Origin of the sequence: Janthinobacterium lividum, assembly GCF_034424625.1 — a bacterium.
GTDB lineage: Bacteria > Pseudomonadota > Gammaproteobacteria > Burkholderiales > Burkholderiaceae_D > Janthinobacterium > Janthinobacterium lividum.
The window spans coordinates 2044602-2070147 of the sequence record NZ_CP139976.1; the positions used below are offsets into that span (position 1 = coordinate 2044602).

Genomic DNA, 25546 nt, shown 5'->3' on the forward strand with positions numbered 1-25546 from the left:
TGACTGTTATTTAATTCCTATTGGAAAAATATAGACGCGAAGACACACCCAGATGTTGATGTGGGTCTAAGGGAAGAGAGGGGAGGGGAACTTGTACGAGAGGAAATGAATGGGGCGGTCTCACAAGACCGCCCTCAAATTATTGCTGAGCAACAACACCTGACTCAGCCGTAGCGAGCGGAAGGGAGAGGTGGCCGAGAAGCGCAACCGTACTTTAGTACGGTGAGCATCGCAAGCCGCCTATACCGACGCGCAGTAGGCTGGGTCAGGTGTCCGCTAACAGCAACCGCCACGCTTGCCCGCTCCGCCATAGCGGGCTTCCTGCCGCTCGCGGAAGAACTCTTCATACGTCATCATCGGCTCGCCGGGATGGGTGACTTCCCGGTGGGCCACGTAGGTGTCGTACTCGGGCAAGCCGCACATGAGCCGCATGCTTTGCCCCAGATACCGTCCAGCCTTGATGATTTCGTCTATCATCATTGCACCGTGGGCATGGCCTGGAACGGCGTTTCCTTGGTGCTCGGACGGCTGTCGGCGCGCGCCTTCATGATGGTGCGGATGCCGAAGAACAGCACGCTGACGACGACGATGACGAAGAAGGCGGCCAGACCGGCGTCCAGGTAATCGTTGAAGATGATCTGTTGCATCTGCGCCACCGACTTGGCCGGCGCCAGCAGGGTGCCTTCATCCAGGGCCGCCGAGTATTTCTTGGCGTGCGCGAGGAAGCCGACGCGCGGGTTGGCGTCGAAAATCTTTTGCCAGCCCGCCGTCAGGGTGCACAGCAGCAGCCAGATCGTCGGCGTGATGGTGACCCACGCATACTGGCCACGCTTCATCTTGAACAGCACGCAGGTGCCGAGGATCAGTGCGATGGCCGCCAGCATCTGGTTGGCGATGCCGAACAGCGGCCACAGGGTGTTGATGCCGCCCAATGGATCGACCACGCCCTGGTACAAGAAGTAGCCCCAGGCCGCCACGCACAGGCCAGTGGCCAGCAGGTTGGCGATGACGTTTTCCGTCTGTTTCAAAGCTGGCACGAAGCTGCCCAGCAAGTCTTGCAGCATGAAGCGGCCCGCACGCGTGCCCGCATCGACGGCAGTCAGGATGAACAGCGCTTCGAACAGGATCGCGAAGTGGTACCAGAAGGCCATCATGGCCTTGCCGCCGATGGCGCCGGACAGAATCTGCGCCATGCCGACCGCCAGGGTCGGTGCGCCGCCGGCGCGCGAGATGATGCTGTGCTCGCCCACGTCCTTGGCCGTCTGCGTCAGCATTTCCGGCGTCACATAGAAGCCCCATTGCGAGATGGCCTGTGCGGCGGACTCGGCGGTGGTGCCGATCAGGGCGGCCGGGCTGTTCATGGCGAAATAGATGCCAGGCTCGATGGTCGAGGCGGCTACCAGGGCCATGATGGCGACAAATGATTCCATCAGCATGGCGCCATAGCCGATGAAGCGGGCGTGGCTTTCGTTTTCAATCATCTTCGGCGTGGTGCCCGAGGAAATCAAGGCGTGGAAGCCGGACACGGCGCCGCAGGCAATCGTGATGAACAGGAAGGGGAACAGATTGCCCGACCAGACGGGGCCGGAGCCGTCGATGAACTTGGTCATGGCCGGCATTTTCAGGTACGGCGCGACGACGATGATGCCGATGGCCAGGCCCAGGATGGTGCCGATTTTCAGGAAAGTCGACAGGTAGTCGCGCGGCGCCAGCAGCAGCCACACGGGCAGCACCGAGGCGATGAAGCCGTAGCCGATCAGCATCCACGTCAGTTCCGTGCCCGTGAACGTGAACATCGGGCCCAGCACGGCGTGTTCCTGCACGTACTGGCCGCCGATGATGGCCAGCATCAGCAAGACAAAACCGATGATGGAAATTTCGCCGATGCGGCCCACGCGGATGAAGCGCGAATACACACCCATGAACAGCGCGATGGGGATCGTTGCCATCACGGTGAAGCTGCCCCATGGGGAGCCGGTCAGCGCCTTGACGACGATCAATGCCAGCACGGCCAGGATGATGACCATGATCATGAAGCAGCCGAGCAGGGCGATCATGCCGGGAATTTCGCCCAGTTCCGCCTTGATCAGGTCGCCCAGCGAGCGGCCGTCGCGGCGCATGGAAATGAACAGCACGATGAAATCCTGCACGGCGCCCGCAAACACCACGCCCGCCAAGATCCACAGCATGCCGGGCAGATAGCCCATCTGCGCGGCCAGCACGGGGCCGACCAGGGGACCGGCGCCGGCGATCGCCGCAAAATGGTGGCCGAACAGCACATATTTATTCGTCGGCACGTGATCGAGGCCATCGTTGTGCTTGAAGGCCGGCGTCATGCGGCGCGCGTCCAGGCCCAGTACCTTGTCGGCGATGAACAGGCTGTAGAAACGGTAGGCGATCAGATACACGCAGACGGCGGCGATGACGATCCAGATCGCGCTGATCGGTTCGCCACGTTGCAGGGCGACGACGCCCAGAGACCCGGCGCCTGCCAGCGCAAGCGCTGCCCAGCCCAGTTGTTTGAAAATGCGGTTCATGCTTCCTCCAGAGATTGACGGGCGCTGTGCCGTGCGATGATGTGTGCTGCCGAGCCTGGTCGTCGCCAGTTTGGGTGTGAATTGGGTGTTTGCAGCTTATGGCGAGTATTCAGGAATCGTATAATTGCCGCAAGCGCACGACTACGCAGTAACGCTCAGTATTACTACGCAGACCGATCGCCGTGCCGCGACGTAAAATCACGCATTCCCACCAGCATCGACGCCGCCGGAGCGCCAGGCCATGAAACTCAGACAGAAAGTCATCTTCCTGGCCATCACGCCGCTGATCCTCGCCCTGTGCGCCATTGCATTTGCCGTGCGGCACCAGGCCATCACCCTGGCCGAGCAGCAGCGCGCCACCATCCAGCAGGCGTATTTGGCCAGCAAGGAAGCTGAACTCAAGCATTACGTGACCCTGGCCAGCCATTCCATCGCTTCCCTGTACCAGTCGGGGCGCAAGGATGAGGCCACGCAAGAGGAGGCCAAGCGCATCCTGTCCGCCCTCAGCTATGGCGACGACGGCTATTTCTTCATCTATGATTTGCAGGGCAAGTCGCTGATGCATCCGCGCCAGCCCGAACTGGTGGGGCAGAATCTGTGGCAATTGCGCGACGCCGAGGGCAATCTGACCATCCAGCGCCTGATGCAGCGGGCGAAGAGCGGCGGCGGCTTTGAGCGCTACAACTGGATCAAGCCGTCGACGAACAAGTCCGCCCCCAAGCTCGGCTATGTGATCCTGATGCCGGAATGGGGCTGGATGATGGGTACCGGCATTTATATGGATGACGTGGACCAGGCGCTGGCCAAGGTTGATGCCCAGCAGTCGCGCAATATCCGCTCGACCATGGAACTGATCGCCGCCATCGCCATCCTCGGCTCCCTGCTGGTGGCCGCCTGCGGCCTCGTGCTGAACCTGCGCGAATTGCGGGTGGCCGACGCCAAGCTGAAAGTGCTGGCGCAGCGCGTGGTGGAATCGCAGGAAGAAGAGCGGGCGCGGCTGTCGCGCGACTTGCATGACGGCATCAGCCAGTGGCTGGTGTCCATCAAGCTGCAGATCGAGGCGGGCATCGCGCGCCTGGCCGGCAATACCGAGCAAAAAGAAAAGGCGCCCGCCACCTTCGAGCGGGCCGCCGAGCAACTCAACAAGGTGCTGGGCGAAGTGCGGCGCATTTCGCACAACCTGCGCCCGGCCATCCTCGACGACCTGGGCCTGGCCGCCGCGCTCGACCACCTCGTGCATGAATTTAACGACAGCAGCAGCGCGCAAGCCAGTTTCACGGCCAGCCCGGCGGCGGCGGGCGAGGGCTTGCCCGACATGGTCAATACCGTATTGTTCCGCATCGCCCAGGAAGCGCTGACCAATTGCGAGCGCCATGCCCACGCCCGCGGCGTGGAAGTGAGCTTGCACGAGGCGGGCAAGGCCGTGGAATTGCGCATCCAGGATAATGGCGGCGGCTTCGATTTCGATGGCATCGCCCTGCATCCGCAGCGCGGCATCGGTCTGCGCAACATGACGGAACGCATGGAAGCCATCGGCGGCAGCCTGCACATCACCTCGTCTGCGGCCGGTACCCTGGTGCTGGCGCGGCTCGCCCTTCCACCCTCACACTGATAGATACACATGACCGAGAAGATCAACATCCTGCTGGTGGACGACCACCCCCTCGTACGCGACGGCTTGCGCGCGCGCCTGGAGGCGGTGGCGCATTTCGACGTGGTGGCCGAGGCGGGCGGCGCCGACGAGGCGTTGAGCCAGGCGCGCGCGCACCAGGTGGACCTCGTGTTGATGGATATCAATATGCGCGGCATCAACGGCATCGAAGCGACGGCGCTGTTCAAGCAGGCGTTTCCGCAGATTGCCGTGTTGATCCTGTCCATGCACGACAAGCTCGAATATGTGTCGCAAGCCATCGCCGCCGGGGCGCGCGGCTATGTGCTCAAAGATGCTCCTGGGAAAGATATCGTCTTCGCCATCGAGACGGTGATGTCCGGCGGCATTTATTACAGCGCGGCCCTGGCGCGGCAACTGTCGCGCCCGCAGGTGCACGATTCCTTCCTCACCACGCGCGAGCAGCAAGTGCTGCAGCACATCGCGGCGGGCCAGTCGAACAAGCAGATCGCCCGCGACCTGGACCTGAGCGTGCGCACGGTGGAGACGCACCGGCTGAACATCAAGCGCAAGCTGGGCATCGAAGGGCAGGCCGAATTGATCAAATATGCGGTCGAGCACGCGCATGGCGGCAGCGCCTGAGAATGCGCGCGCCGTGCCGTGTTTTTGTCAAACCCGCATGGCAGGCGGGTCTCGCGGGGGAATGTTCTTTTTGAATATTTATTGCCAAAATTAAACTGTTTCATGGGTGAGATTCGGATAGAATGATTCTCGCTGTCGAAATGGCATCCCTGTCGGGCCAGGGTTGCCAATGCTGGTCAGTTTATTTACTATGGCGCCCTACCCACACTGAGATACCGATGTCAGCGTCTGAATCAAACCTGTTTCCGTTGGTGGGATTACAAGCAGTTGCCAATGCTCATAACGAGTGGGTCGCTGTCACCTTGCATGTACCGCAGGCCTCGACGGCGCCGCTGCTGGCGGCGCTGGCCGCCGCCGATGCGTATGCCTTCCTGGCGCCGCTCGACTGCATCATTCCCCTGGCCGATCCGCATGGCGTGGACGAGGCCGTGCTGGCGCAACTGGCGCCGCAACGCACCATCTTCCGTTTGCCGGCCCATCTTGCCGGCGACAAGCAGATCCAGAAAAAATGCCAGCAATGGCGCGACGCCGGCTACCGCCTCATCCTCGATGGCGCCGATGCCGGTCCCGTGGCGGCGGCGCAAGTCGACGCGCGCGCGCTGAGCTTTGACGCGTCCGGTGCGCGCCCGGCCCTGCACCAGTTGCTGCCCTTGGCGGGGCCGCACCTGGCGTACAACATCGCCGACGCGGAGCAGTTTGCTGCCTTGCAAGAACTCGGCGTGAGCTGGTTTGCCGGCGACTACGCCCTGCACCATGCGCGCCAGCAAAGCGAGCCGGAAGACGCCACGTCGCGGCGCCGCCTGCTGGCGCTGCTGGGCTTGCTGGCCCGCGATGCCGACGCGCACGAACTGGAAGTGCCGCTCAAGCAAGATCCATCGCTCAGCTATCATTTATTGAAACTGGTCAATTCAGCCGCCTTCGGCTTCACGGCGCCGATTACCAGCTTCAGCCAGGCCATTACCCTGCTGGGCCGGCGCCAGCTGCAGCGCTGGCTGCAACTGCTGCTGTATGCGCGGCAACAGGACGATGGCAAGATCCACGCGCTGCTGCCGCTGGCGGCCGTGCGCGCGGCGCAGATGGAAGCGCTGTGCCAGCTGCGCGGCGGCGACCGCGACGCGCAGGACCTGGCCTTCATGGCGGGCGTGTTCTCGCTGCTCGACGTCCTGCTGGGCATGCCGATGCAGGAAATCATCGCCACCCTGAATCTGGCGCCGGAAGTGAGCACCGCCTTGCTCGAACGCAATGGCGAACTGGGCACCTTGCTGGCACTGGTCGAAAGCGCCGCGCCGCCGCCCGAAGGCTTGCGCCGCGCCGGCATCGATGGAGAAACCTATTGGCGCAGCCTGCTGCAGGCCTACCAATGGGCCATCCAGGTCAGCCGGAACCTCTAGCATGACCCTGTTTCCGGTGTCGGATTTCCTCGGTGACAGCGCCGCCCTGTGCGACGCCGTCGTGCGTTTGCGCGGCCCTGCGCTGGTGGCCGAGCTGGGCCGTATTGCCAGCGCCGTGATGGCCAGCCCGCATGGCCGCTTCCTGCCTGCGGCCAACATGGACGCCGCTGCGCCGGTCGCGCTGTTTCCCGACGATACGCCCGCCTTGCTGCAGGAAATCAGTTTCGACGGCCACTGCTTCGGCCATTACAGCGTGGCGGGACGCCCGCTGTATAACGACGCCGACCGCCGCCACCTGGCCAGCCTGGCATCGTTGACGGCCGGCGTCTTGCAAGTGCATTCGCTGGCGCAACGCTCGACCCATGCTTACGCGCAAGTCGAAGCCTTGCTGGCGCAGCAGACGCAAATCCTCGATCAATTGCACGAATCCGTGCTGACGATGGACTTGACTGGCTACATCACCAGCTGGAACAAGGGCGCCGAGCGCCTGTTCGGCTACACCTCGGTGGAAGCCGTGGGGCGCAACATCCTGTTCCTGTACGACGACGAAGACACGGGTTTCCACGACGCCTTCCTGGAGCAGGGAGGGCGCCTGATGGAGGTGCGCCGCCGAAAGAAGTCGGGCGAGATCTTCTGGGCCAGCCTGTCCTTGTCGCCGCTGCAAGACCTGGATGACAAGCCCATCGGACTCATCGCCTACCTGACGGACATCACGGAGCGCAAGCTGGCCGAAGAGCGCCTGCACCACCTGGCCTATTACGACCCCCTGACCAGCCTGCCTAACCGTACCTTGCTGGCCAAGCTGGTCGACCAGGCCCTCAGCGTGGCGCAGCGCAGCAAGATGCTCGGCTGCGTGCTGTTCATCGACTTGAACCGTTTTAAACTGATCAACGATACCCTGGGCCGGCGCATCGGCGACGAATTGCTGCGGCAAGTCTCGCTGCGTTTCCGCCACGCCTTGCGCGACCAGGACCTGGTGGCCCGCCTGGGCGGCGACGAGTTCGCCGTCGGCCTGTTCGATATCGGCCAGCATTTCGAGGCCAGCATGGTGGCGCAAAAGCTGCTGGCCTCGCTGGTGGAACCGTTTTTGATCGAAGGCCACGACTTGCGCGTGGGCGCCAGCATCGGCATCAGCGTGTATCCGCAAGATGGGCAGGACGCGGAAACCCTGCTGCGCCTGGCCGATATCGCCATGTACCGGGCCAAGCAGGACAGCGGCGGCGAAGCGGAAAGCGTGGCCTTCTACAGCCAGGACATGAACCTGGGCATGCAGGCGCGCATGCGCCTGGAAACAGGCTTGCGCCAGGCCCTGTCTGAGCAGCAACTGCTGCTGCACTACCAGCCAAAGTATGCCTTGGCCAGCGGGCGCATCATCGGCGCCGAAGCCCTGGTGCGCTGGCACCACCCGCAGCACGGCATGATCCCGCCCGCCGAGTTTATTCCTTTGGCCGAATCGACGGGGCTGGTGGTGCAAGTGGGCGAGTGGGTGCTGGAAGCGGCCTGCGCCCAGGCGCAAGCGTGGAAACTGGCCGGCCTGCCGCCGATCCGCCTGGCCGTCAACGTGTCCGCACGCGAATTCACGGCAGCCCTGCCCGCCAGGGTGGCCGCGACCCTGGCCCGCTACGGCCTGGAAGCGGCCTGGCTGGAGCTGGAAATCACGGAAAGCACCCTGATGCACAATATCGAGAGGGTCATCGGCATCATGGACCGTATCACGGCGCTGGGCGTGGCCCTGTCGCTGGACGATTTCGGCACTGGTTACTCAAGCTTGTCCTACCTCAAGCGTTTCCCCATCGACACATTAAAGATCGACCGCTCGTTCACCACCGGCATTCCGACAGATGCCAGCGACTGCGCCATCGCCAGCACCATCATCAGCATCGCCCAGCAGCTGCACCATAAAGTTATCGCGGAAGGCGTGGAAACGGCGGAGCAGCTGGCCTTCCTGAAGAGTTCTGGCTGCGACGAAGTGCAGGGCTATCTGTTCTCGCGGCCGTTGCCGGCGGGGGAGTTCGAGAAGGCGCTGCGGAAAAACTGGGGCGTTTAGGCTTCCCGTTGGCGTACCGGCGCAAATATGGAACCCATAGGCGAAGGGCCGGGGTCAGACCCGCCGGGTCTGACCCCGGAGGTTGCTGTGAGGTTTAAATACGCGGCACTGACTACTCGCCATTGGTAAGCCACGGACCTTTATGTATAATGCTGCCATCTGGAAGCGTGGCCGAGTGGTTGAAGGCACTAGTCTTGAAAACTAGCGACGGGTTAAACTGTTCGTGAGTTCGAATCTCACCGCTTCCGCCAGGAAATAAAAAGAAGAGCCGCCCCCTTGGGCGGCTTTTTTTATTTCTTGGCGGAAGCGAGCAGGGCGGCGCCCTGCGTGTGAGATTCGAAGGGCTGGGCCTATCGGCCCAGCCCTCCCCGAATCCTCCAACCGCTGCCGCTGCGCGGCAGCCCCGCGCGCCTTGGGCGCGCGTTCGTGCTTCCAATCAGTTTTGCGACTGAGCCAACTGTCACAGAACCCCACGCCTCAGTCCGTGTCTGAACGCCAAACCTGCCCCTCGCGTTAGTGCACGTGGTGTACTGGCCAAGGGATTTGCAGGGGAAGTGGGAGAGTGCTCCCTTATAATAATAGGTGTTTTGCCCCTATGCTTCCTTACGTTCTTGTCAGCATGATTTTTGCTTGTTAATAGTTAAATTTTTACTTCTTCAACAACTTGATTAAAGAAAATATTTACTCAAAAATGGAAATTTAAGTTATCTTTAAGACAAAAAAGGAGACATTTTTCTCTTTTATTGATGAGGCAAAAATGCACGTTAACAAACTTGATGAACCCATATTTGCTATTGCAGCCAACCAAAATTATGACTGTTTAAGGCATGACGGTCTAACAGCGCAAAAAGTCGATGTCGGAGTCATTTTTCAAGAAATGCTAGGCACAGCGACTGCGGCCGCCTACTTGGCGAAAAACAACGTTCCTATGCACATAGCTCTCCGGGTCTTGACGCAAACCCATCGTAAGGCTACGAAATGAGGGGATGGCTGTTGTTGCTGAGTAGCTAACGTACGAAAAAATCTGTCATTTTGTTGTCATTCCCAGGCTAAAACACCCCAAATAATGACAGCTTTCTTCTAGCTAACTACTTGATTCTAAAAATTCAGTGGTGGAGACGTCTGGGACCGAACTTGCCTCGCCAAGTGGCCAGGCGCTATAAACTTTTTCTACGGTTTTGGTGTTGGTATGAGGTAGCCCTTGATGACGTGCTGGACCAAGGCTTGCGGCGCCTCGTCAAGGTGGTCAGTAAACTTTACATATCCAGCCACCAGTTGAGTAGGGTTTCATCATTGTCGTCATCGAGGTTGGCGTAGATATTGGCGAAGTACCATTCCACGCCCGTTGCTTCGCGGAAGGCGTCGGAGGGACCGTTGACGTTGTAAATGCCGTGGTGGCCCGGCACGCTGAAGGTCAGATTGCCTTCATATTGGCCATCCATGGTGCCGCCAAGCTGCTTTTGCACGTCGTACTCGAGCCGGTCGACTGCGGACTGGCTCACGGCGTCGGCATCGTAGATCTGGATGCAGAAGTTGCCGCCGCGCTTCAATACTTGGGCGGGGGAGAGCGGGTCGGCGATGTTTAGATGTCGCCGTGCGCCAAATTTAGGGCCAAGCCGGGTGACGCCAGCAGTCCGAAGACGTGCTCGGCAATCTGGTGCGCCGGCAGAGTTTCGTACGTGAGGCCGTCGGTGTCTTCGTCTGCCAGTACGCGGATGTGTGGCATGCCTTTACAATTGATGTTTTCCATTCACTCTTTCATATTGCTGGTACGCTGCGGTGCGGGTCGCGCCAGCTAAATAGATACGACAATATTGTGCAGGCTGCATGAAGAACGACATTTCCTTACCATTTGTCGCATTCACTCATCCTGAAGTTTTGTCAAACCGTCTACTCCAAGGAATGCAAATTTTAACAAAACTGGAAAAAGCGCTGGGACTTACACAGCCGAACGGCCCGGATGCCGAGCAAGATATCCTAATCCTGGCCCTGAAAGGAAAATGTGCCGGCGACACTTATTATCACAACATGGATCAGTCGGTTTTTGACAGCGCTATGGAAGGTAACGAGGAGGAAGATTTTTATCACTTCTATGTTCGGCAGAGAACGATAGGTATTCAAGCGTTCAAAAAAGAAGTAGAAAACGATCTCTCGACTCTGTCTGGATGTCAGCTTCATGCCATCGTCCAGCATCATAATTATGATAGTGGCATATGGCTTCTAACGCAGATCATAGCGCAAGCAAAGTGTGAATTTGCTACAGCGCTGTGCATCTACTGGGCCAATCAGCCGGGCGATCACTATGCGCGATACGAGACACTCGATCTTGCTTGCGAGGATATCCATGCTCTATCCCATGCGAATGCCGTGTTGCTCAATAAAATCGAATACAAGACAAAGCTGGGAATATTTGCACAGATTCTTCCCATTCCCGACGTTGCTTGTTTCCTGGATCGCAAGCCAGATTATTCAGTGAAGCCATTGATCAATATTCCAGTTGAACTCCGTGTATACTTGTGAAGAATAAAGCTTGGGCTATAGGCTGGGCCTGCGGGACCAGCCCGCCCAGAATCCTCCCCTTGCTTTTTTGACTTCAGTGCACGCTCATCATTAACACCAGCACGATCTCCCGGCCTGTCCCAACAGCAGGACAGATCCACTGCTACCGTTCGCAAACTCTACACAGAGCTCTAATCAGTTTTCGACTGAGCAAGCTTTCACAGCACTCAACGCATCAGTCTGTGCCTGAATGGCAGAGCTGCCCTTCCTCGCTTCGGTTCTGAAAAATTCCACCATATGTCACTTGCCTGTCCAAAAGTACTGTGTAAAAATACAGTGTCAACTTTCAAAAAGGACATCTCATGATCAGAGGCAGTTGCTGCTGTGGCTCAGTAAAGTTTGAATTGGCGTCTCCCCCGGGCATGATGGGCATGTGTCACTGTTCTCGTTGTCGGAAGGCCGGCGCGAGTGCCTTGGCCTTCGTTGATAAAAATTCATTTACCTTGCTGGAGGGGCGAGAATTTATTCAGCGATATGAGCCAGAGACTCCCTTTAAATATGCAAGAACTTTTTGTAAAAACTGCGGGACTTCTTTGGGGGAAATTGGCTCAGAAAATGATTCGTTTCCGATATCAGTTAACTGCCTGGATGATGACCCTGAGGTCAGCATGCAATTTCATGTGTATGTCGGCTCCAAACCCGCATGGTATGAAATTTGTGATAATGCAAAACAGTTTCAGGAAAGTCCTGCATAATAAAAAAGCCAGTCATGTGACTGGCTTTTTTATTGCAATATTGATATTTCAAGCATTTTCGATATTCCTTTTTTGTCAGGATGGACCCTCCCGCCATACCCTCGCGAATGTCGCAACCCTGTCGTCAAATCCCTCGAAACCCAGTTCCATCAATTCCTCATGCGTGGCAAAAACCGATAGATGATTTATACAATGCTGCTGTTCAAATATTGGGCACTGAATTAAGCAGATGAAGTTTTTTGGCTGCGCAATGAATTGAATTGTCTTCGACCACCTGCTCGCTATAACTGGCATCGGAATAGAATGCGTATGACATGGAGTATACAGCTGCCGCATGCGCATAGGCGAAAAACGTTGAAAGAGCTGACTTTTTCAATGGAATGTGAGATATTTTTAATTGATGCGTTCAATGTTGTGGTGTGGAACGTGGTCGTGATAGATGTATGATTTTTCAGAAAATGCAAATCGACATTGCTAAATTGAAATATTTGTGTCGGCAGTTTCGTCCGCGGCTCAAAATAAGCGGTGTCACTCAGGAGTTTCCTGGAATAACTGTGGCGCGTTGTGGACCCTTGGCGATTGGCACAAACACTTCCCATTTATGTTGTATCGTGGGCTTTACAGTCTTGGCGCAGCTCACCGCAACATTTGATCCAGGCAGGCCACGGCTCTTCGGAACCCATTCCACACGCAAAGATACCGCGCATTTCGTCACCAGAATCTTCCGGTTAGGCTCCAAGACCCGCCACCGTGTGCCGTTTTTGGAATTCTCTGCTGCCATGAACTTTACTGCAGCATCCCTGATCTCAAATAAGCCATGTATGTCACCGCGTGTCCTGTCCTCGTCAAGCGTGGTCGCGCGCGCCGATGAGACGCCAGCAACAAGAAAAACGGCGGCGACAAAGGAAGCGTACATGCGTCTATTCAAACGTAACGGTGCCAACATATTTACAATCCTTGCCAAGTCTGTTCGATATCAGATAGAGATATGGAAGCTTCCACATTTCCAGTGTGAGCATTGTCACACAGGCTGCTGACAGCTTGCTCGTTTGCTGGCAGGATTGCCTCACGCATGTTGACTCTGCCTTCACACCCTTGCGAATGCAGGAAGAATGGAACTGCCCCGTCTACAGTCAACAATCCCGGCTCCAGCGTTTTTGTTCTCCACTGGTGAGTGTGTAGTTTTCGTGGCACGATGAGAGGTTCATCGGCTTCTCATTAAACTGACAAGACGCACATGGCTTTTACTTTTCACCCGCTCTCCGATATTGCCAATGAAGAATGGCTCGTTCTGTTGAATCACCAGGACGTCATCCGCCACATGCCGCTCGCCACCGAAAGCTGGGATGAGCACACTGTGATGGAATGGGCGAAAGGCAAGGATGCGCAGTGGCAAGCAAATGGCTATGGGCCGTGGGCTATCCGGATTGATGGCGCGTTTGCCGGCTGGGGCGGTTTTCAGAAGGAAGGGCGCGAAGCTGACCTGGCACTGGTATTGCTCCCCGCGTTCTGGGGACATGGTCCTGCGCTGGTTCGCCGGTTCATGCACCGCCGGCTGGAACTGGGTATTGGCCCGGTCACTATCCTGCTGCCGCCCAGCCGCACTCGCGTCAAGGGGCTTGCAAGAATCGGCTTCGCATTGGATTGCGAAGTGGAGTATGAGGGCCAATGTTTTTTAAAGTTCCGGGCAATTGACTGAGTTACAGGTGCGTGGCGGAGACGGGAACAGCCCTTATCCCCCGCAACTGCCATACTATGAATACGCCGACATGAGCGATGCTTGTCGAAACAGGCTGCGGCCATATCATGGGTATAGCACGCCCAAGCGCGCTTACCTCCACCTTTGAAACCATGAAAAACATCACCGTAGAATATCGTCACAATTTTCCCCTTGATCCGGTCGATGTCGTCCGTGTTTTCGATCAGTCTGGAATCAAGCGCCCCACCGACAATCTCCCGAGAATCGCGCGCATGTTCGCCGCGCCTTGCCTCTTGCTGTCGGCTTGGGTGGATGGGGAGCTGGTAGGATTGGCCCGGTCGTTGACCGACTATGCCTATTGCTGCTATCTGTCGGATCTGGCCGTCAACAAGGATTATCAGGGCTTGGGAATTGGCAAGGAACTTGTCAAGCGCACCCAGGCCATCATCGGCGAGGAAGTGTCGTTGATACTGCTCTCCGCCCCGGATGCGATGTCTTACTATCCGACGCTCGGTTTTGAGCCTGCCGGCAATGCCTACGTCATTCGGCGCAAACATTAAGACGCAAGCTTCCATGCGATGGCTGCGCCACGGGACTTGAATCTCGCCGCTTGCTTATGATGAGCCAGCTTTCACGGCGAACGACGCTCCGTCCAAGCGTATACTAGCTTCATCCGGCGCGCGCGTGCTGTCTTAAGCGCACTCCTTGGCCCAATCGGCTTTTTGATACTTCTTGCGGCACTCGACGCGTTCTTCTTCTTTTGTGAAAGAAAATTCAACGGATTGCACCTGTTTTTGATCATCCGATAAATTGAGATAAATGCCGCGTTTTTTCCACTCGGCATAGGGCTTCATGTCAGCGTCGCTGAAACCCGATGCGTCGGGTTTGCCATACTTGGCAATATAGCGCTGCAGCGGGATGGATGCGTCCGGTACCCAGCGCATGTTGCTTATTTTTAAACTGTTATCGGTGGTTTCATTGGCCAGTTTTGTCCAGTACTCGAAAGTGAATACATCCTTTCTCGTGATCGTGCCTTCGGGGGAAGCTTCGATTTTCTCACTTATCTTCTCAAGCATTTTTCGTTGAAAAGGGCGCATGTCGGAAAATACCAGATATAGCTTGCCTGGAAACCCCGGACCTGAAAGCCGATAGAAACCATCTGACTCCGTTACCCATGCAGCTTCCACGGATTCAATGGTTGCAGCAGGAAATTGTGCCTTGATACTGCCCAGGGTCTGTCCGGCGGTGATGTTTTGAAAGCCTTCCGCCGATACTGCGGCGCAGGCGAGGGTGAAGGAAAGCAGTGCCAGTGCGCGAAAGGTTTTCGAACGTAAGAGCAGGCCAGCCAATATTTTTGAAGACATGGTTATTTGATCAGTGAAGGGAGTTGGTCGATATGAGTGCTTGTTATACTTGGCAATATTATAAAGTGCTGGCATACCCGGAGCGCCATTCATGCGGCCGATATTTTCAACCTTCCATAAGCTACGCCAATTCTCGTCCTCGGAAAAATACAGCTCAATGAAATGCGTGTATACCCTTGCCGAAGCCCTGGCAAAAGACCCCAGCCGCGTCGCCAAAATCCAATCCCTCACCCTCGACAGTTCCAGACCCCACATGGGCCTGAAAGGCAGCGAGGGCCTGTTCGCTTCCGAAGCCTGGTGGAAAAGCATCGAGGTCAGGCGCCTCCAGACGCCAACCTTGTCTGGTAGCATCGAGCGAACGTATTTCGCGGGCCAGGACAGCCGCCGTGGCGATCAAGTCAACAGCGTTATCTTGCGCCTGGCGGATGGCTCGACAGTGGACGAGAGCATCTACATGAACGACAAACAGGACATCAAGCTGTTCGTGCCTGGCGCCATGCTGACGATGGTCTACGCGCTGGATGAGCTCAAGGCACAGCCAGCCGCCGACGGCGGTGTCAATGTGGCGCGTATCGTGCTGGAAGTGGCCATCTCCGTCAGAAAAGATAAAGAGTAGGGGACGGTGCCATGCAGATGCTCCACTATCTGCATAAGCTTGATATTGGACAAGTTTTTAGCTGAAATTGGTTTGACCGCCCACCGCGCCAGGTCTAGAGTCATCAACAAGACCCAACCGACCCCGGCGCCCACACCATGGCCAAGCCTTTTCCCTTGAACCCCAAGAATCCCGAACGCATCTGCTGGGGCTGCGACAAGTATTGTCCGCCGGACGCCATGCGCTGCGGCAATGGTTCCGAGCGCACGCAGCATCCGATCGAGCTGTTTGGCGAGGGCTGGAATGACTGGGGGCTGGCGGCGGCCGACAAGGCCGACAAGGACGAGAACCCGCCCTGACGGCAAGCGCAGCACGCGGCGCGCCGCTACAATCTCTTCATCGCGTCCGAGCTGAGGAGTCTCCATGCAAGAAACCCTGTCCCGCTGGCTGGCAAGCAGCGCCGGCGATTACACCCTGGCCGAACACCCGGCCGTACACACCATCGATGAGGCGCTGATCCACGTGCCAGCCATGCCTGGCCTGATGGTAAAGAACCTGTTCGTGCGCGATGAAAAGGGTCGGCGGCATTTTCTCGTCATCGTGCCTTTCGACAAGCGCATCGACTTGGCGGCGCTGGGGCGGCTGTTGCCGGCCAGTAAGCTGAGCATGGCTTCGCCTGAACGCTTGCTCCAGCATCTGGGCATCACGCCGGGGTCCGTCAGCCTGTTTGCGCTGATCCACGACAGCGCGCAGGCGGTGGAACTGGTGCTGGACCAGGCCGTATGGGAAGCTGGTTCTGTGCAAGCCCATCCCTTGCGCAATACGGCCACGGTGGCGCTGTCGCATGCCACCCTGGTCGATTTCCTCGCCCATACTGGACACGTACCCCGCATTCTGAGCGTGCCGGCGGCTGATTAAACGCGTTGTATCAATGCCCGGCCACGGACGCGCCGCCGCTGCGCCGTCCCGGCCGGAAACCGTGCGCGCGGGCCGACCAGGCGACGAGGAGCGCCAGCACCAGCAAGCTGACCATTGCCCACGGGAAGGCGTCCGCGCCCCACGTTTCCAGAAGGGCGCCGCCGACCACGCCCGCGGCCGCAATCGCGCCATTCCACGCCACTACGTTCATCGACAAGGCCACGTCGGCGCCACTGCCTGCCGTGTCGGCCAGCGCCGTCTGCAACAGTGTTGCCGCGCCGCCAAAGGACAAGCCCCAGACGGCCATGCCCAGGTAGATCACAGCGGGAATGTGCGATGCGACGCCCAGCACGAAGGCCGTCGCGGCGAACACGGCCAGGCTGGCCAGCACGGTGGCGCGCAGGTGGCGCTCGACCAGCTTGCCCGTGATCCAGATGCCAGCCATGGCGGCGGCGCCGAAGACGAGCAGCACCAGATCGACTCGCTCCGTCAATCCGGCCGGCGCCACGAATGGGGCGATGTAGGTGTAGAGAATATTGTGTGCCAACATCCAGGCGATGACGACGGCCAGCACGGGGCGCACGCCCGGCGTCGTGAAGACGCGGCGCAAGGGCAGGCGCTCATGGACGGATTGGCCCGGGTAATCCGGCACCTTGGCCAGCACCCAGGCGATGAGGATCAATGTCAGTGCTGAAATGATCCAGAACGCGGCGCGCCAGCCGACGAGCGAACCGAGCAAGGTGCCCAGCGGCACGCCCAAGGACAAGGCGACGGGTGCGCCCACCATGGCCAGCGCCAAGGCGCGGCCTTGCTGGTGGGGCGCCACCATGCGCCGCGCATAGCCGGCCAGCAAGCTCCACGCCAGTCCGGCCGCCATGCCGGCAAAGAAGCGGGCCGCCAGGGTCAGCCAGTAATGTGACGACAGGGCCGTGACGGTATTGAACACGAGAAAGCCGATGATGGTCAGCAGCAGCACGTTGCGGCGGCGCCAGCCGCGCGTGGCGATGGTGAGCGGAATGGCTGCCAGCAGGGAGCCGAGGGCATAGGCCGTAACCATTTGCCCGGCCAGCGCGGCGCTGATGCCGAGTCCAGAGCTGATCTGCGGCAGCAAGCCGGCGGGCAAGGTTTCTGTGACGATGCAGATAAAACCCGTCATGGCCAGGGCCAGCAGGCCGGCGACGGGGAGGCGGTCAGCCAGCGCGGGGCTGGCTCCGGTGGTGATAGTGGCGAGATTCACGGCAAACATCCTTGTAAAGAGATCAGGCGCAGGAGCGCCCCTGACCGTCGTTGCGGTACATATGTATCGATCGGTATAAATATAGGTGATGACGTGCCGCGTTGTCAATGACTTCTGTATCGAGTAGTATGTAAGTAAATGAGGAGGAGCGAAGGATGGCGCAAATGGGACGGCCGCGCACGTTCGACCGGCAGGCAGCGGTCGAGCAGGCCATGTTTTTATTCTGGCAGCAGGGATATGAATCGACGTCCTTGAGCCAGCTCAAGGCGAGCCTGGGCGGCGGCATTTCCGCGCCCAGTTTTTATGCGGCGTTCGGTTCGAAGGAAGCGCTGTTCCGCGAAGCGGCACAATGCTATCTGGACACGTTTGCCCGCGTGACGGAGTGCCTGTGGGATGATAGCCTGGCGCCGCGCGCGGCCATCGAGCTGGCCTTGCGCCAGTCGGCCAGCATGCAGTCCGAGCCGGGACATCCGCCCGGCTGCATGGTGGCGCTCGGCTGCATGAGCGCGCCGACGGCCGAACACGCGGCCGTGGCCGCGCCCCTCACGCAATCGCGCGCCCGCACGCGCGCCGGCTTCGTGCGCTGCGTCGAGCGGGGCATGGCCAGCGGCGACTTGCCTGGTGATATGGATGCCGTGGCGCTGGCGTCCGTCTTCGACAGCTTTCTGTCGGGCGTGGCTATCCAGGCCCGCGATGGCGTGGGCTACGCCGTGTTTGACTCTGCCATCACGCAAATCATGCGCGTGTGGGATGCCAACCGCTTGGCAGCCTAGGCCGTAAAGCGGAACTCCAGCACATCGTCGCCATACTTGTCCGTCTCGCCCGTCGCGGTCCAGCCCAGGTAGCGGTAAAAACCGTAGGAGCGCGAGGCGGGGTCGTTGGAGCAGCCGAGGAACAGCCGTTGGTGGCCTTGCGCGCGCAGTTCCGTCATCACCAATTCCAGCAAGGTCTTGCCGATACCTAAGCCTTCGAATTCCGGCAGCAGGGCCAGGACGATGATTTCGCCCGTGTCGCGCTCGCCAAAGCAGTAGCCGACCAGCTGGCCGTCGTGATGGCAGACCTGGCCAGGCAGGCTGCCCGAGTGCATCATCTCGGCCCAGGAGTCGGCCGTGATGCCCACTTCCGCCAGGCGTTCCGCGGGAATGGCGTTTTGCCGCGTCTTGCCGCGCAAGTCGATGAAGGCTGGCGTGTCTTCCGCCTTGGCGGAATGGAAAGTAATCGATGTTGGGTGTGTCGTCATGTATTTGCTCGATGGTGTGGGATGAATGGCGGGCAGGGCAGGATAAAAATCATTCCCAGGGTTTGCGCATGATTTTCGCGTGACGCTGCCAGTCAACTAGTTTTGTATTCTCGATGGCCTGCTGGCCGGGGTTGCTGCTCTCGATGATTTCATCCTTGACGATGATCATGTCGTTTTTGTCATTCAAGCGATATTCCCGATAGCGCTCGCAATCCTGTTCGCGCCGCGCGGTGGTGATTAATTTGCTGGCCCGCCACGCATAGCTGTCTTCATAAAAGCATTGCGCCGCGCAGCCGCAATTGGCGATGCCGCCTTCGATTCTTTGATCGTTCATGCCGATATCCAGATTTGGAATGGCCGATAATGGCTTGTTGAAACTGTATTGTTTCGCCGGCGCATCCCATAGCCATACATCGGAACAGCGGATGCGCCCTTGGCTATCCGTATAGCCGGTGACCCACAGGTCGGCATGGCCGTCGAAATTCATGTCCAGCAGCAGCGCGTGCAAATTGCCCGTGCCGCTGCTGCTGCAACGGCCATTGAGCCACTGCTTCCCGATTTTCAGCTGATACGTCTGTTTTTCATCGTGATTCGCATAACGGATATTGGCCGCTTGCCACACTTTGCCTGTCACTGCTTTATCCAGATGCAAGGTGCCAGCATAAACCGAGGTGGAAATCAGGGATAAAAGCAGAGCAATCAGTTTCATGGCGATATTCGTGGACGGGCGTTGGGGCAAATGCCCCGATTGCATCAGGCGGAGAGTGATCATACTGCAGGATTTGGGCAGTGCGCCACACCATTCCCTATCGTGCATTCTGCGCGGAACGGTGCTGTGTACAATGCCCGAAAATCCCCGAACAAGGAATTCCATGACATCCTCTCCTGAATCTTTTAATGAAGCGGGTATTCTCGCTTATAACGACGGCAATTACGCCGAGGCATTCAAGCAATTCGATGCGGCCGCGCGCACCGGCGATCCGGCCGGCCAGCATTTATTGGCCAGCCTGTATTACCAGGGCCATGGCGTGACGCAAGATTTGCCGAAAGCGGTGGAATTGTTTACGGCGGCCGCGCAGGCGGGTTTTCCGCCAGCGCTGGCCAATCTGGCCCTGATGTATGCGAGCGGCGATGGCGTCGCGCAAGACATGGCGCAATCGCTCGCGTACGGCCGCCAGGCGGCCGAGGCGGGCGATGGCCAGTCGCAATTCAACCTGGCGCAGGCTTACCGCAAGGGCGATGGCGTACCGCAAGACTTTGCCGAAGCGGCGTTCTGGTACAAGCAGGCGGCCGAAGCCGGCTCCCTGTCGGCGCAGAATGAATATGGCTTGCTGTACGCGCAAGGGCAGGGCGTGGAGCTCGACTACGTGCAGGCGTATGCGTGGATCGCCATGCCGGCCGAGGCAGGCAGCGTGCAATCGATCAAGAACCGCGACCAGTTGCTGGAAATCCTCACGCCGTCACAGCAGCAGGCGGCGCGCGCGCTGGCTGCCGAGTATGCGGCGCAGTATGGCGTCAATCCCCACTGAACGACGATTTCCCCGGCTGCTTGCTGAGCGCACCCGCCGCGTCGAGTTCATAGCTGTCGAAATCGCGCGCCAGGAACAGTTCGCCCGAATAATGCAGCCGGGCTTCCGCTTCCAGCTCGGCCATGCCGTCCGCATTGTGATAGCGGGCGCTGAAGTGGGTGAGGATCAGGTTCGGCAAGCGCACCGCTTCGGCAAACTGCGCCACGCGCTGCACGGAACTGTGCGTGGGGCCGGGCCCCACTTTCTGCAGCATCGCTTCCGTGTAGGTGGCTTCATGCACGAGCAATTGCGCATCCGCGCAAGCCTCCGCCAGCAAGGCCGGCGTGTCGTTGTCGCCGCCTATCACCACCGTGGCGCGCTGCGTTTCCACCTGGCGGAAAGCGGCGGCGTTCAAGACCGTGCCGTCGTCGAGCAGCGCCTCCTGGCCAGCTTGCAAGAGTCCCCAGGCGGGGCCGGGCGGCACGCCCGCTGCCTGCAGGGCCGCCTTGTCCAGCTTCCACCTGCTCGTTTCCAGCGCGAAACGATAACCGACGCTCGGCGCGCGGTGCGACAGCGCATGGCGCGAGACGGTCAAGCCCGCTTCCTCGTAGACCACTGGCGCGCTGTCCACGTCGATGTGGATCAGCGGATACGTCAGGAACAGTTCCGTGTGCAGCAGTGTCGCGTCGATCCAGGCCTTGATGGCGGCCGGGGCGATCAGCAGCAAGGGCTTCTTGCGCCCCGTCATCGAGGCGCTGGCCAGCAAGCCCGGCAGCCCGTAGCTGTGGTCGCCATGTACGTGGGTGATGCAAATGCCCACCAGGTCGTGCACGGACAGGGGCAGGCGCTGCAGCCGGTGCTGCGTGGCTTCGCCGCAATCGATCATCCACCAGTCGCGGTTGTGCGTGGTTTGCAGGGCCAGCGACGTGACGTTGCGGTGGCGCGTGGGCACGCCGGAAGACGTGCCGAGAAAAGTCAGTTTGAACATGGGCGCATTATGCGGCAAGCCACCGCCGTTACCAACGCGCCCGCCTTCAGCCTGCCAATGGCGCGCTCAATTTGTCCTTGTAGATGCGCCCGTTCTTCATGATCAGCAGCAGGTTTTCTTCCGGCCGGGCGAGGAAATCGAGATTCTTCGCAGGGTCGCCATCGGCCACCAGCAAGTCGGCCAGCGCGCCCGCGGCCAGGCGGCCCAAAGTGCCCGGGTAGGGCGAGCGCTGGCCGGACAGGGCCAGCAGTTCGCCATTTTGCCCCGTCGCCTGCGCCAGCAAGGTCAGGGGATCGTAAAAGCGCGTGAGTTTCGCCAACTGGCGGCCCTGCGTGGGCGTGTTTTTCGCGTTGAACAGGATGTCCGTTCCCCAGCCCGTCCTGATGCCGTACTTTTGCGCCAGCGCATATGCCTTCACCGTGCCCTCCGAGACAATAGCCTGGCTGGCCTTGCGCGCCGCATCGGGATAGACATTCGCATCCGCGTCTTGCAGGAAAGGCTGCAGGCTCCACCACGTGCCCGTGTCGCGCATCATGCGCACGGATTCGTCGTCGGCCAGCTGGCCATGCTCGATGCTGCGCACGCCTGCGCGGATGGCCCGCTGTATGCCTTTCGGCGTGTAGACGTGGGTCATCACATACGTGCCCCAGTCGGTGGCCGCTTCCACGCCGGCGCGCAGTTCGCGTTCCGAATATTGCGTGCTGTCGAGCGGGTCGTACATCGAAGCGACGCCGCCGCCCGCCATCATCTTGATTTGCGTCGCGCCCAGCATCAATTGTTCGCGCACGCGGCGCAGCACTTCCGCCTCGCCATCGGCGATCATGGCCATGCCCGCCGTTTCCGCCATGCCCAGCGGTGCATTGGCAGCGCGCGGGATGTCCGAGCGCAAACGGAAGTCGCCATGGCCCGAGGTTTGCGAAATCATGGCGCCCGACGGAAAGATGCGGGGGCCGTCGACGATGCCTTCATCGATGGCGCGTTTCAATGCAAAGGCGGGGCCGCCAGGATCGCGCACGGACGTAAAGCCCCGCAGCAGGGTGCGCTGCGCTTCCTGCGCCGCCACCAGGTATAGATAGCCGACGTCGGACGTCATGGCCGTCACCTGGTTGATGGCGGCGAGCATGGTGTGCCAGTGGGCGTCGATCAGGCCCGGCATCACCAGCTTGCCCTGGCAATCGATCACTTGCGCGCCGTCCACCTTTTCGCCGGCCGGCAACAGGGCGGTAATGGTCGGGCCCGTCACCAGCACGTGGATGCCGGAGCGGGGCGCCTTGCCCGTGCCGTCGAACAGGCGCAGATTGGTCAGCAGCAGGGGGCGCTGGGGCGTTTGCGGCTGCTGGGCGATGGCGTTGCCGGTGGACAGGCCGAGGCCGACGAAGGGTGCCAGCATGGCGGCCGCGCCGCCGAGAAACTGCCGGCGCCGCATGTCCGCCATCACCCGCTGGTGCAGGATGGTGAAGACGGTGCCGCCGCAGTCGCAGGCGCGCGGTTTCAAGCCGCCCGTTTGCCATGTATCCATCAGATGCTGCTCCTGTGCCAGTGCCATCGCCGCCATCCTTTCATCGCTGCCGCGCCAGGAGAGTGGCCGCAGGCAAAGTTAATAATAGGAAACTATTCCCATTGAAAGCCCGCAGCGTCGGCAAGTCAAGCGTGCACTTGCTTTACAGCAAAGAATGCAGCATCTGCCGTTAAAGGTACATGCTAAGGTGCATGCTGGCCGCTATCTTCCCCGTCGCCGGCCGTGTAATCGACAAAGCCGTCGCGGCGGCAAAAGCTGGCCAGCTGCATGCCGGCCTGGCGCGCGATGCGGATGGCCAGCGAGGTGGGTGCCGAGATGGTGGCGACGAGCCCGATATGCATGCGCGCCGACTTGCGCACCAGTTCATAGCTGGCGCGGCTGGAGAGGAAGACGAAGCCGTCGTGCATGGCGATGCGGTGCAGGGCCAGGTAGCCGATCAGCTTGTCCAGGCCGTTATGCCGGCCCACATCCTCGAACACTTTCACGATGGCGCCTTCGGCCGTGCACCAGGCGGCCGCATGCACGCCGCCCGTCTTGTGCATCAATTCCTGGTACGGCAGCAGTTCGCGCGCGGCGCGGCCGAGGATGGCGCTGCTGGCGACCAGCGGCGGCAGGGGACGCGTGATCTTTTCCGGCACCAGGTCCAGCAGGGCCAGGCTTTCGATGCCACACACGCCGCAACCGGTGCGCCCGGTCAGCGCGCGGCGGCGGGCCTTGAGCTTGATCAAATCCGGCTGCGCGATGGTCAGCCGCACTTCCGCGCTATCCTCGCCGCAACACACATCGAGGTCGTAGATGTCGCGCACGCTGCCGACGATACCTTCGGTCAAGGTAAAGCCGACGGCGAATTCCTCCAGGTCGCGCGGCGTGGCCATCATCACCGCGTGGGCGATGCCGTTGTAGACGAGGGCCACGGGATACTCCTCGGCCACCATGTCGCGGCCCGCCGTGGCCACGCCCCCCTGGTGGCGCACCATGGGGACGTCCAGGTAGCCGTCGCGCTCGATGGTGGTGATGCCGATATCGCATTCCATGATTTTTTCCTCCGGTTAATCGATCTGATAGCGCGGGCAGGGCCGTATCGAGGGCGGCAGCGGGGCGCCATTCAATTCCAGCAGCGAGCGTTCCGTTTCCCGCGTCATGGCGTTCAGGGCCAGGCAGTTGGGCGCCAGGCCGAACGGTTCGGCGATCTGCTGCGCGATGGCTTCCAGCGCAAACAGGGTGTAGGCGACAAAGACGGAAATGAGGGGCGTGGCCACGCCGATGGCGTCCACCAGGCCCAGCGGCAGTAAAAAACAGTACATGTAGACGGTGCGGTGCACCAGCACGCCGTACGGATACGGTATCGGCGTGTTCTTGATGCGCTCGCAACCGGCCACGGTGGCGGCCAGGTCGTTGAGCTGGGTGTCTAGCATCCACAGCAGCTGCGCCTGGCCCGGCTGGCGCTGCACGGCGTCATGCAGCATGGCCCGCACCGTGTGCAGCACGGCGACGGGCTTGAAGTTCAGTCCCTGCAAGCGCTGCACTTCTTCGGCCGGCAGGTAGCGCGCCAGGTCTTCCTGCGGGTCCGTCTGGCGCAACTGGTGCTTGAGCGCGTAGACGAAGGCGATCAGCCGGTTCATCAGCAACTCATGGTCGAGCCCGCTCGTCTCCCGTGGCAGATACGTGATCGCTTGCGAAGCGAGGGCCCGCGCGGCGATCAGCAATTGCCCCCAGATATGCCGCGCCTCGACGAAGCGCGCATAGCTGGCGTTGTTGCGAAAGCCGAGGAAGATCGCCAGGCTGATGCCAACCATGGGAAACGGCGCCGTATCGAGCGGAATCTTGACGCCGAAGATACGGCCATCCGTCAGCAGCGCCAGCGAACTGACGACCAGCATCAGCAGCAATTGCGGGATGATGGCTTGCAGCACCGAGCCATCCCAAACGAACAGCATGCGAAACCAGTTGGTGGTGGGGCGGATAATCATGATGGAATGCGCATGCCGTGATGCCGGTTAATGTTTCCGGGGCACGACTTTGCCCTCGAAGACGTAGTATTGGAACAGGTTGTAGCCGATCATGATCGGCAGCATGGAACCCATGCCGATCAGCATGAAGATCAGGGTCGGCTCATCGGATGCGGCCGCCGCGATGCTCAGCTTGCCCGGCACGAGGTCGGGGAAGAAGCTGATGGCCAGGCCCGCGAACGAGGCCAGGAATAGCACGATGGCGCCGCGGAACGGTCCGCGCACGCCGTTCACATGCACGGCCCACAGGATGTAGATGAAGGCGCTGGCGGCGATGGCGGCCAGGGCCAGCAGCACGCCGAACACGCCCGGCTGCGCCCAGCGGTCGTGGCCGATGGCGCTGAAGACCATGGTGCCGGCCGACAGCACGATGGCGGCCGCGACAGTCGCCAGCACGCTGGCCGTGGCATAGCGGCGCGCCGCCGCTTCCAGCTGGCCGCCCGTCTTCTTGATCAGGTAAGTGCTGCCCAGCAGGCAATAACCGGCCACCACACCCAGCGCCGTGCAAGCCGTGAAAATACCGCTCAGCCAGCCCGGCTGCAAGCCCGTGATGACCTCGCCCAGCACCACGCCTTGCGCCACGGCGGCCAGCAGGCTGCCCACGCCGAAGATCACATCCCACAGGCGTTTGTTGCTGGCCGCATGGCGGAACTCGATCGACGCGCCGCGCATGATCAGACTGGCGATCAGCAGCATGATGGGAATGTACAGCTGTTCCAGCAAGGTGGCATAGGCGCTGGGAAAGGCGCCGAACAGGGCGCCGCCCACCACTACCAGCCAGGTTTCGTTGGCGTCCCACACATGGGCGATCGATTGGAAGATCAGGTTGCGTTCCTGCTCGCGGCGGGTGAACAGGCTGAGGATGCCCACGCCTAGGTCGAAGCCGTCCGTGACCACGTAAAAGATCAGCATCAGGCCGATCAAGCCGAACCAGGCATTGCCCAGCATGGCATGCGAATTCATATCCATTACACACTCCTAGTCAGATA

Annotated in this window: 27 protein-coding genes and 1 tRNA gene; 14 read left to right on the forward strand and 14 right to left on the reverse strand. The window is 60.0% G+C overall.

Annotated features, from left to right (window positions below; genetic code table 11):
- Positions 1 to 276 precede the first annotated feature (276 nt).
- Together U0004_RS09285 and U0004_RS09290 are read right to left on the reverse strand one after the other, a co-directional pair.
- Positions 277 to 477 carry a YbdD/YjiX family protein gene (locus U0004_RS09285; protein ID WP_010396213.1) on the reverse strand — a complete coding sequence of 67 codons (201 nt, stop codon included), beginning with the start codon at positions 475 to 477 and terminating at the stop codon, positions 277 to 279.
- Entirely contained in the window at positions 477 to 2537 is a 2061-nt protein-coding gene (locus tag U0004_RS09290; protein WP_070255258.1) for a carbon starvation CstA family protein, read from the reverse strand. The genes U0004_RS09285 and U0004_RS09290 overlap by 1 nt, the downstream gene beginning before the upstream one ends.
- Positions 2538 to 2778: 241 nt before the next feature.
- On the opposite strand from U0004_RS09290, the gene U0004_RS09295 reads away from it, so the two are divergent.
- The 5 genes from U0004_RS09295 to U0004_RS09315 all read left to right on the forward strand — a co-directional run bounded on the left by U0004_RS09295 (position 2779) and on the right by U0004_RS09315 (position 8477).
- The gene (locus tag U0004_RS09295) at positions 2779 to 4149 is read left to right on the forward strand and encodes a cache domain-containing protein (RefSeq protein WP_070255255.1); all 1371 of its coding nucleotides are present in this window, start codon (positions 2779 to 2781) and stop codon (positions 4147 to 4149) included.
- Between the two features lie 9 nt (positions 4150 to 4158).
- Positions 4159 to 4788 carry a response regulator transcription factor gene (locus tag U0004_RS09300; protein WP_070255252.1) on the forward strand — a complete coding sequence of 210 codons (630 nt, stop codon included), beginning with the start codon at positions 4159 to 4161 and terminating at the stop codon, positions 4786 to 4788.
- 302 nt (positions 4789 to 5090) lie between these two features.
- A complete protein-coding gene (locus U0004_RS09305; protein WP_327076255.1) occupies positions 5091 to 6179 on the forward strand; it encodes an EAL and HDOD domain-containing protein in 1089 nt (362 codons plus the stop codon).
- 1 nt (position 6180) lies between these two features.
- Entirely contained in the window at positions 6181 to 8226 is a 2046-nt protein-coding gene (locus U0004_RS09310) for a putative bifunctional diguanylate cyclase/phosphodiesterase (protein WP_070255249.1), read from the forward strand.
- Positions 8227 to 8387: 161 nt separating this feature from the next.
- Positions 8388 to 8477 (forward strand) — tRNA-Ser (locus U0004_RS09315).
- A gap of 1005 nt (positions 8478 to 9482) precedes the next feature.
- On the opposite strand, the gene U0004_RS09320 is transcribed toward U0004_RS09315, so the two are convergent.
- Both U0004_RS09320 and U0004_RS09325 read right to left on the reverse strand, forming a co-directional pair.
- Positions 9483 to 9728, reverse strand: coding sequence for a hypothetical protein (locus tag U0004_RS09320; protein ID WP_231958608.1), 246 nt, complete (start codon positions 9726 to 9728; stop codon positions 9483 to 9485).
- 80 nt (positions 9729 to 9808) lie between these two features.
- Positions 9809 to 9976 carry a DUF4265 domain-containing protein gene (locus tag U0004_RS09325; RefSeq protein WP_217495233.1) on the reverse strand — a complete coding sequence of 56 codons (168 nt, stop codon included), beginning with the start codon at positions 9974 to 9976 and terminating at the stop codon, positions 9809 to 9811.
- Between the two features lie 77 nt (positions 9977 to 10053).
- Between U0004_RS09325 and U0004_RS09330 the strand changes: the two genes are divergently transcribed.
- Together U0004_RS09330 and U0004_RS09335 are read left to right on the forward strand one after the other, a co-directional pair.
- Complete coding sequence (locus U0004_RS09330) at positions 10054 to 10746, forward strand: DUF4274 domain-containing protein (RefSeq protein WP_115057437.1); 693 nt, start codon at positions 10054 to 10056, stop codon at positions 10744 to 10746.
- 341 nt (positions 10747 to 11087) lie between these two features.
- Complete coding sequence (locus tag U0004_RS09335; protein WP_071653664.1) at positions 11088 to 11480, forward strand: GFA family protein; 393 nt, start codon at positions 11088 to 11090, stop codon at positions 11478 to 11480.
- A gap of 532 nt (positions 11481 to 12012) precedes the next feature.
- Here the strand turns inward: U0004_RS09335 and U0004_RS09340 are convergent.
- Positions 12013 to 12396, reverse strand: coding sequence for a hypothetical protein (locus U0004_RS09340; RefSeq protein ID WP_071653663.1), 384 nt, complete (start codon positions 12394 to 12396; stop codon positions 12013 to 12015).
- Between the two features lie 321 nt (positions 12397 to 12717).
- Between U0004_RS09340 and U0004_RS09345 the strand changes: the two genes are divergently transcribed.
- Together U0004_RS09345 and U0004_RS09350 are read left to right on the forward strand one after the other, a co-directional pair.
- Positions 12718 to 13179 (forward strand): GNAT family N-acetyltransferase, encoded by a 462-nt coding sequence (locus U0004_RS09345; RefSeq protein ID WP_070255240.1) that lies wholly within the window; start codon positions 12718 to 12720, stop codon positions 13177 to 13179.
- Between the two features lie 152 nt (positions 13180 to 13331).
- A complete protein-coding gene (locus U0004_RS09350; RefSeq protein ID WP_070255311.1) occupies positions 13332 to 13739 on the forward strand; it encodes a GNAT family N-acetyltransferase in 408 nt (135 codons plus the stop codon).
- Positions 13740 to 13871: 132 nt separating this feature from the next.
- Here the strand turns inward: U0004_RS09350 and U0004_RS09355 are convergent, their stop codons facing one another.
- Entirely contained in the window at positions 13872 to 14798 is a 927-nt protein-coding gene (locus tag U0004_RS09355; protein ID WP_167468612.1) for a hypothetical protein, read from the reverse strand.
- Between U0004_RS09355 and U0004_RS09360 the strand changes: the two genes are divergently transcribed.
- The 3 genes from U0004_RS09360 (at position 14797) to U0004_RS09370 (ending at position 16056) form a co-directional block, all read left to right on the forward strand.
- Positions 14797 to 15159: a hypothetical protein gene (locus tag U0004_RS09360; protein ID WP_217495232.1), complete on the forward strand. Its 363-nt coding sequence runs from the start codon at positions 14797 to 14799 to the stop codon at positions 15157 to 15159. The genes U0004_RS09355 and U0004_RS09360 overlap by 2 nt on opposite strands.
- A gap of 137 nt (positions 15160 to 15296) precedes the next feature.
- Entirely contained in the window at positions 15297 to 15497 is a 201-nt protein-coding gene (locus tag U0004_RS09365; RefSeq protein WP_070255230.1) for a DUF3079 domain-containing protein, read from the forward strand.
- A 64-nt stretch (positions 15498 to 15561) separates the two neighbouring features.
- The gene (locus U0004_RS09370) at positions 15562 to 16056 is read left to right on the forward strand and encodes a prolyl-tRNA synthetase associated domain-containing protein (protein ID WP_070255226.1); all 495 of its coding nucleotides are present in this window, start codon (positions 15562 to 15564) and stop codon (positions 16054 to 16056) included.
- A gap of 10 nt (positions 16057 to 16066) precedes the next feature.
- Here the strand turns inward: U0004_RS09370 and U0004_RS09375 are convergent, their stop codons facing one another.
- Positions 16067 to 17212: an MFS transporter gene (locus U0004_RS09375; protein ID WP_217495235.1), complete on the reverse strand. Its 1146-nt coding sequence runs from the start codon at positions 17210 to 17212 to the stop codon at positions 16067 to 16069.
- A gap of 236 nt (positions 17213 to 17448) precedes the next feature.
- Here U0004_RS09375 and U0004_RS09380 point away from each other — a divergent pair, with 236 nt between their 5' ends.
- The gene (locus tag U0004_RS09380) at positions 17449 to 18066 is read left to right on the forward strand and encodes a TetR/AcrR family transcriptional regulator (RefSeq protein ID WP_070255220.1); all 618 of its coding nucleotides are present in this window, start codon (positions 17449 to 17451) and stop codon (positions 18064 to 18066) included.
- Here U0004_RS09380 and U0004_RS09385 read toward each other — a convergent pair.
- Positions 18063 to 18533, reverse strand: coding sequence for a GNAT family N-acetyltransferase (locus U0004_RS09385; protein ID WP_070255217.1), 471 nt, complete (start codon positions 18531 to 18533; stop codon positions 18063 to 18065). The two genes, U0004_RS09380 and U0004_RS09385, sit on opposite strands and share 4 nt — an antisense overlap.
- 49 nt (positions 18534 to 18582) lie before the next feature.
- Positions 18583 to 19407, reverse strand: coding sequence for an XAC2610-related protein (locus tag U0004_RS09390; RefSeq protein ID WP_167468642.1), 825 nt, complete (start codon positions 19405 to 19407; stop codon positions 18583 to 18585).
- Here U0004_RS09390 and U0004_RS09395 point away from each other — a divergent pair.
- The gene (locus tag U0004_RS09395) at positions 19406 to 20062 is read left to right on the forward strand and encodes a tetratricopeptide repeat protein (protein WP_167468643.1); all 657 of its coding nucleotides are present in this window, start codon (positions 19406 to 19408) and stop codon (positions 20060 to 20062) included. The genes U0004_RS09390 and U0004_RS09395 overlap by 2 nt on opposite strands.
- Here U0004_RS09395 and U0004_RS09400 read toward each other — a convergent pair.
- From U0004_RS09400 to U0004_RS09420, 5 genes are all read right to left on the reverse strand, one after another.
- Positions 20049 to 21029, reverse strand: a complete 981-nt coding sequence (locus U0004_RS09400; protein ID WP_070255208.1) for a ribonuclease Z — start codon at positions 21027 to 21029, stop codon at positions 20049 to 20051. The genes U0004_RS09395 and U0004_RS09400 overlap by 14 nt on opposite strands.
- A 46-nt stretch (positions 21030 to 21075) precedes the next feature.
- Positions 21076 to 22548: a metal-dependent hydrolase family protein gene (locus U0004_RS09405; RefSeq protein ID WP_217495231.1), complete on the reverse strand. Its 1473-nt coding sequence runs from the start codon at positions 22546 to 22548 to the stop codon at positions 21076 to 21078.
- A 182-nt stretch (positions 22549 to 22730) separates the two neighbouring features.
- Complete coding sequence (gene fdhD / locus U0004_RS09410; RefSeq protein WP_070255202.1) at positions 22731 to 23582, reverse strand: formate dehydrogenase accessory sulfurtransferase FdhD; 852 nt, start codon at positions 23580 to 23582, stop codon at positions 22731 to 22733.
- A 15-nt stretch (positions 23583 to 23597) separates the two neighbouring features.
- Positions 23598 to 24518 (reverse strand): bestrophin family protein, encoded by a 921-nt coding sequence (locus U0004_RS09415; RefSeq protein ID WP_070255197.1) that lies wholly within the window; start codon positions 24516 to 24518, stop codon positions 23598 to 23600.
- A 27-nt stretch (positions 24519 to 24545) separates the two neighbouring features.
- A complete protein-coding gene (locus U0004_RS09420) occupies positions 24546 to 25526 on the reverse strand; it encodes a cytochrome d ubiquinol oxidase subunit II (RefSeq protein ID WP_070255194.1) in 981 nt (326 codons plus the stop codon).
- Positions 25527 to 25546 lie beyond the last annotated feature (20 nt).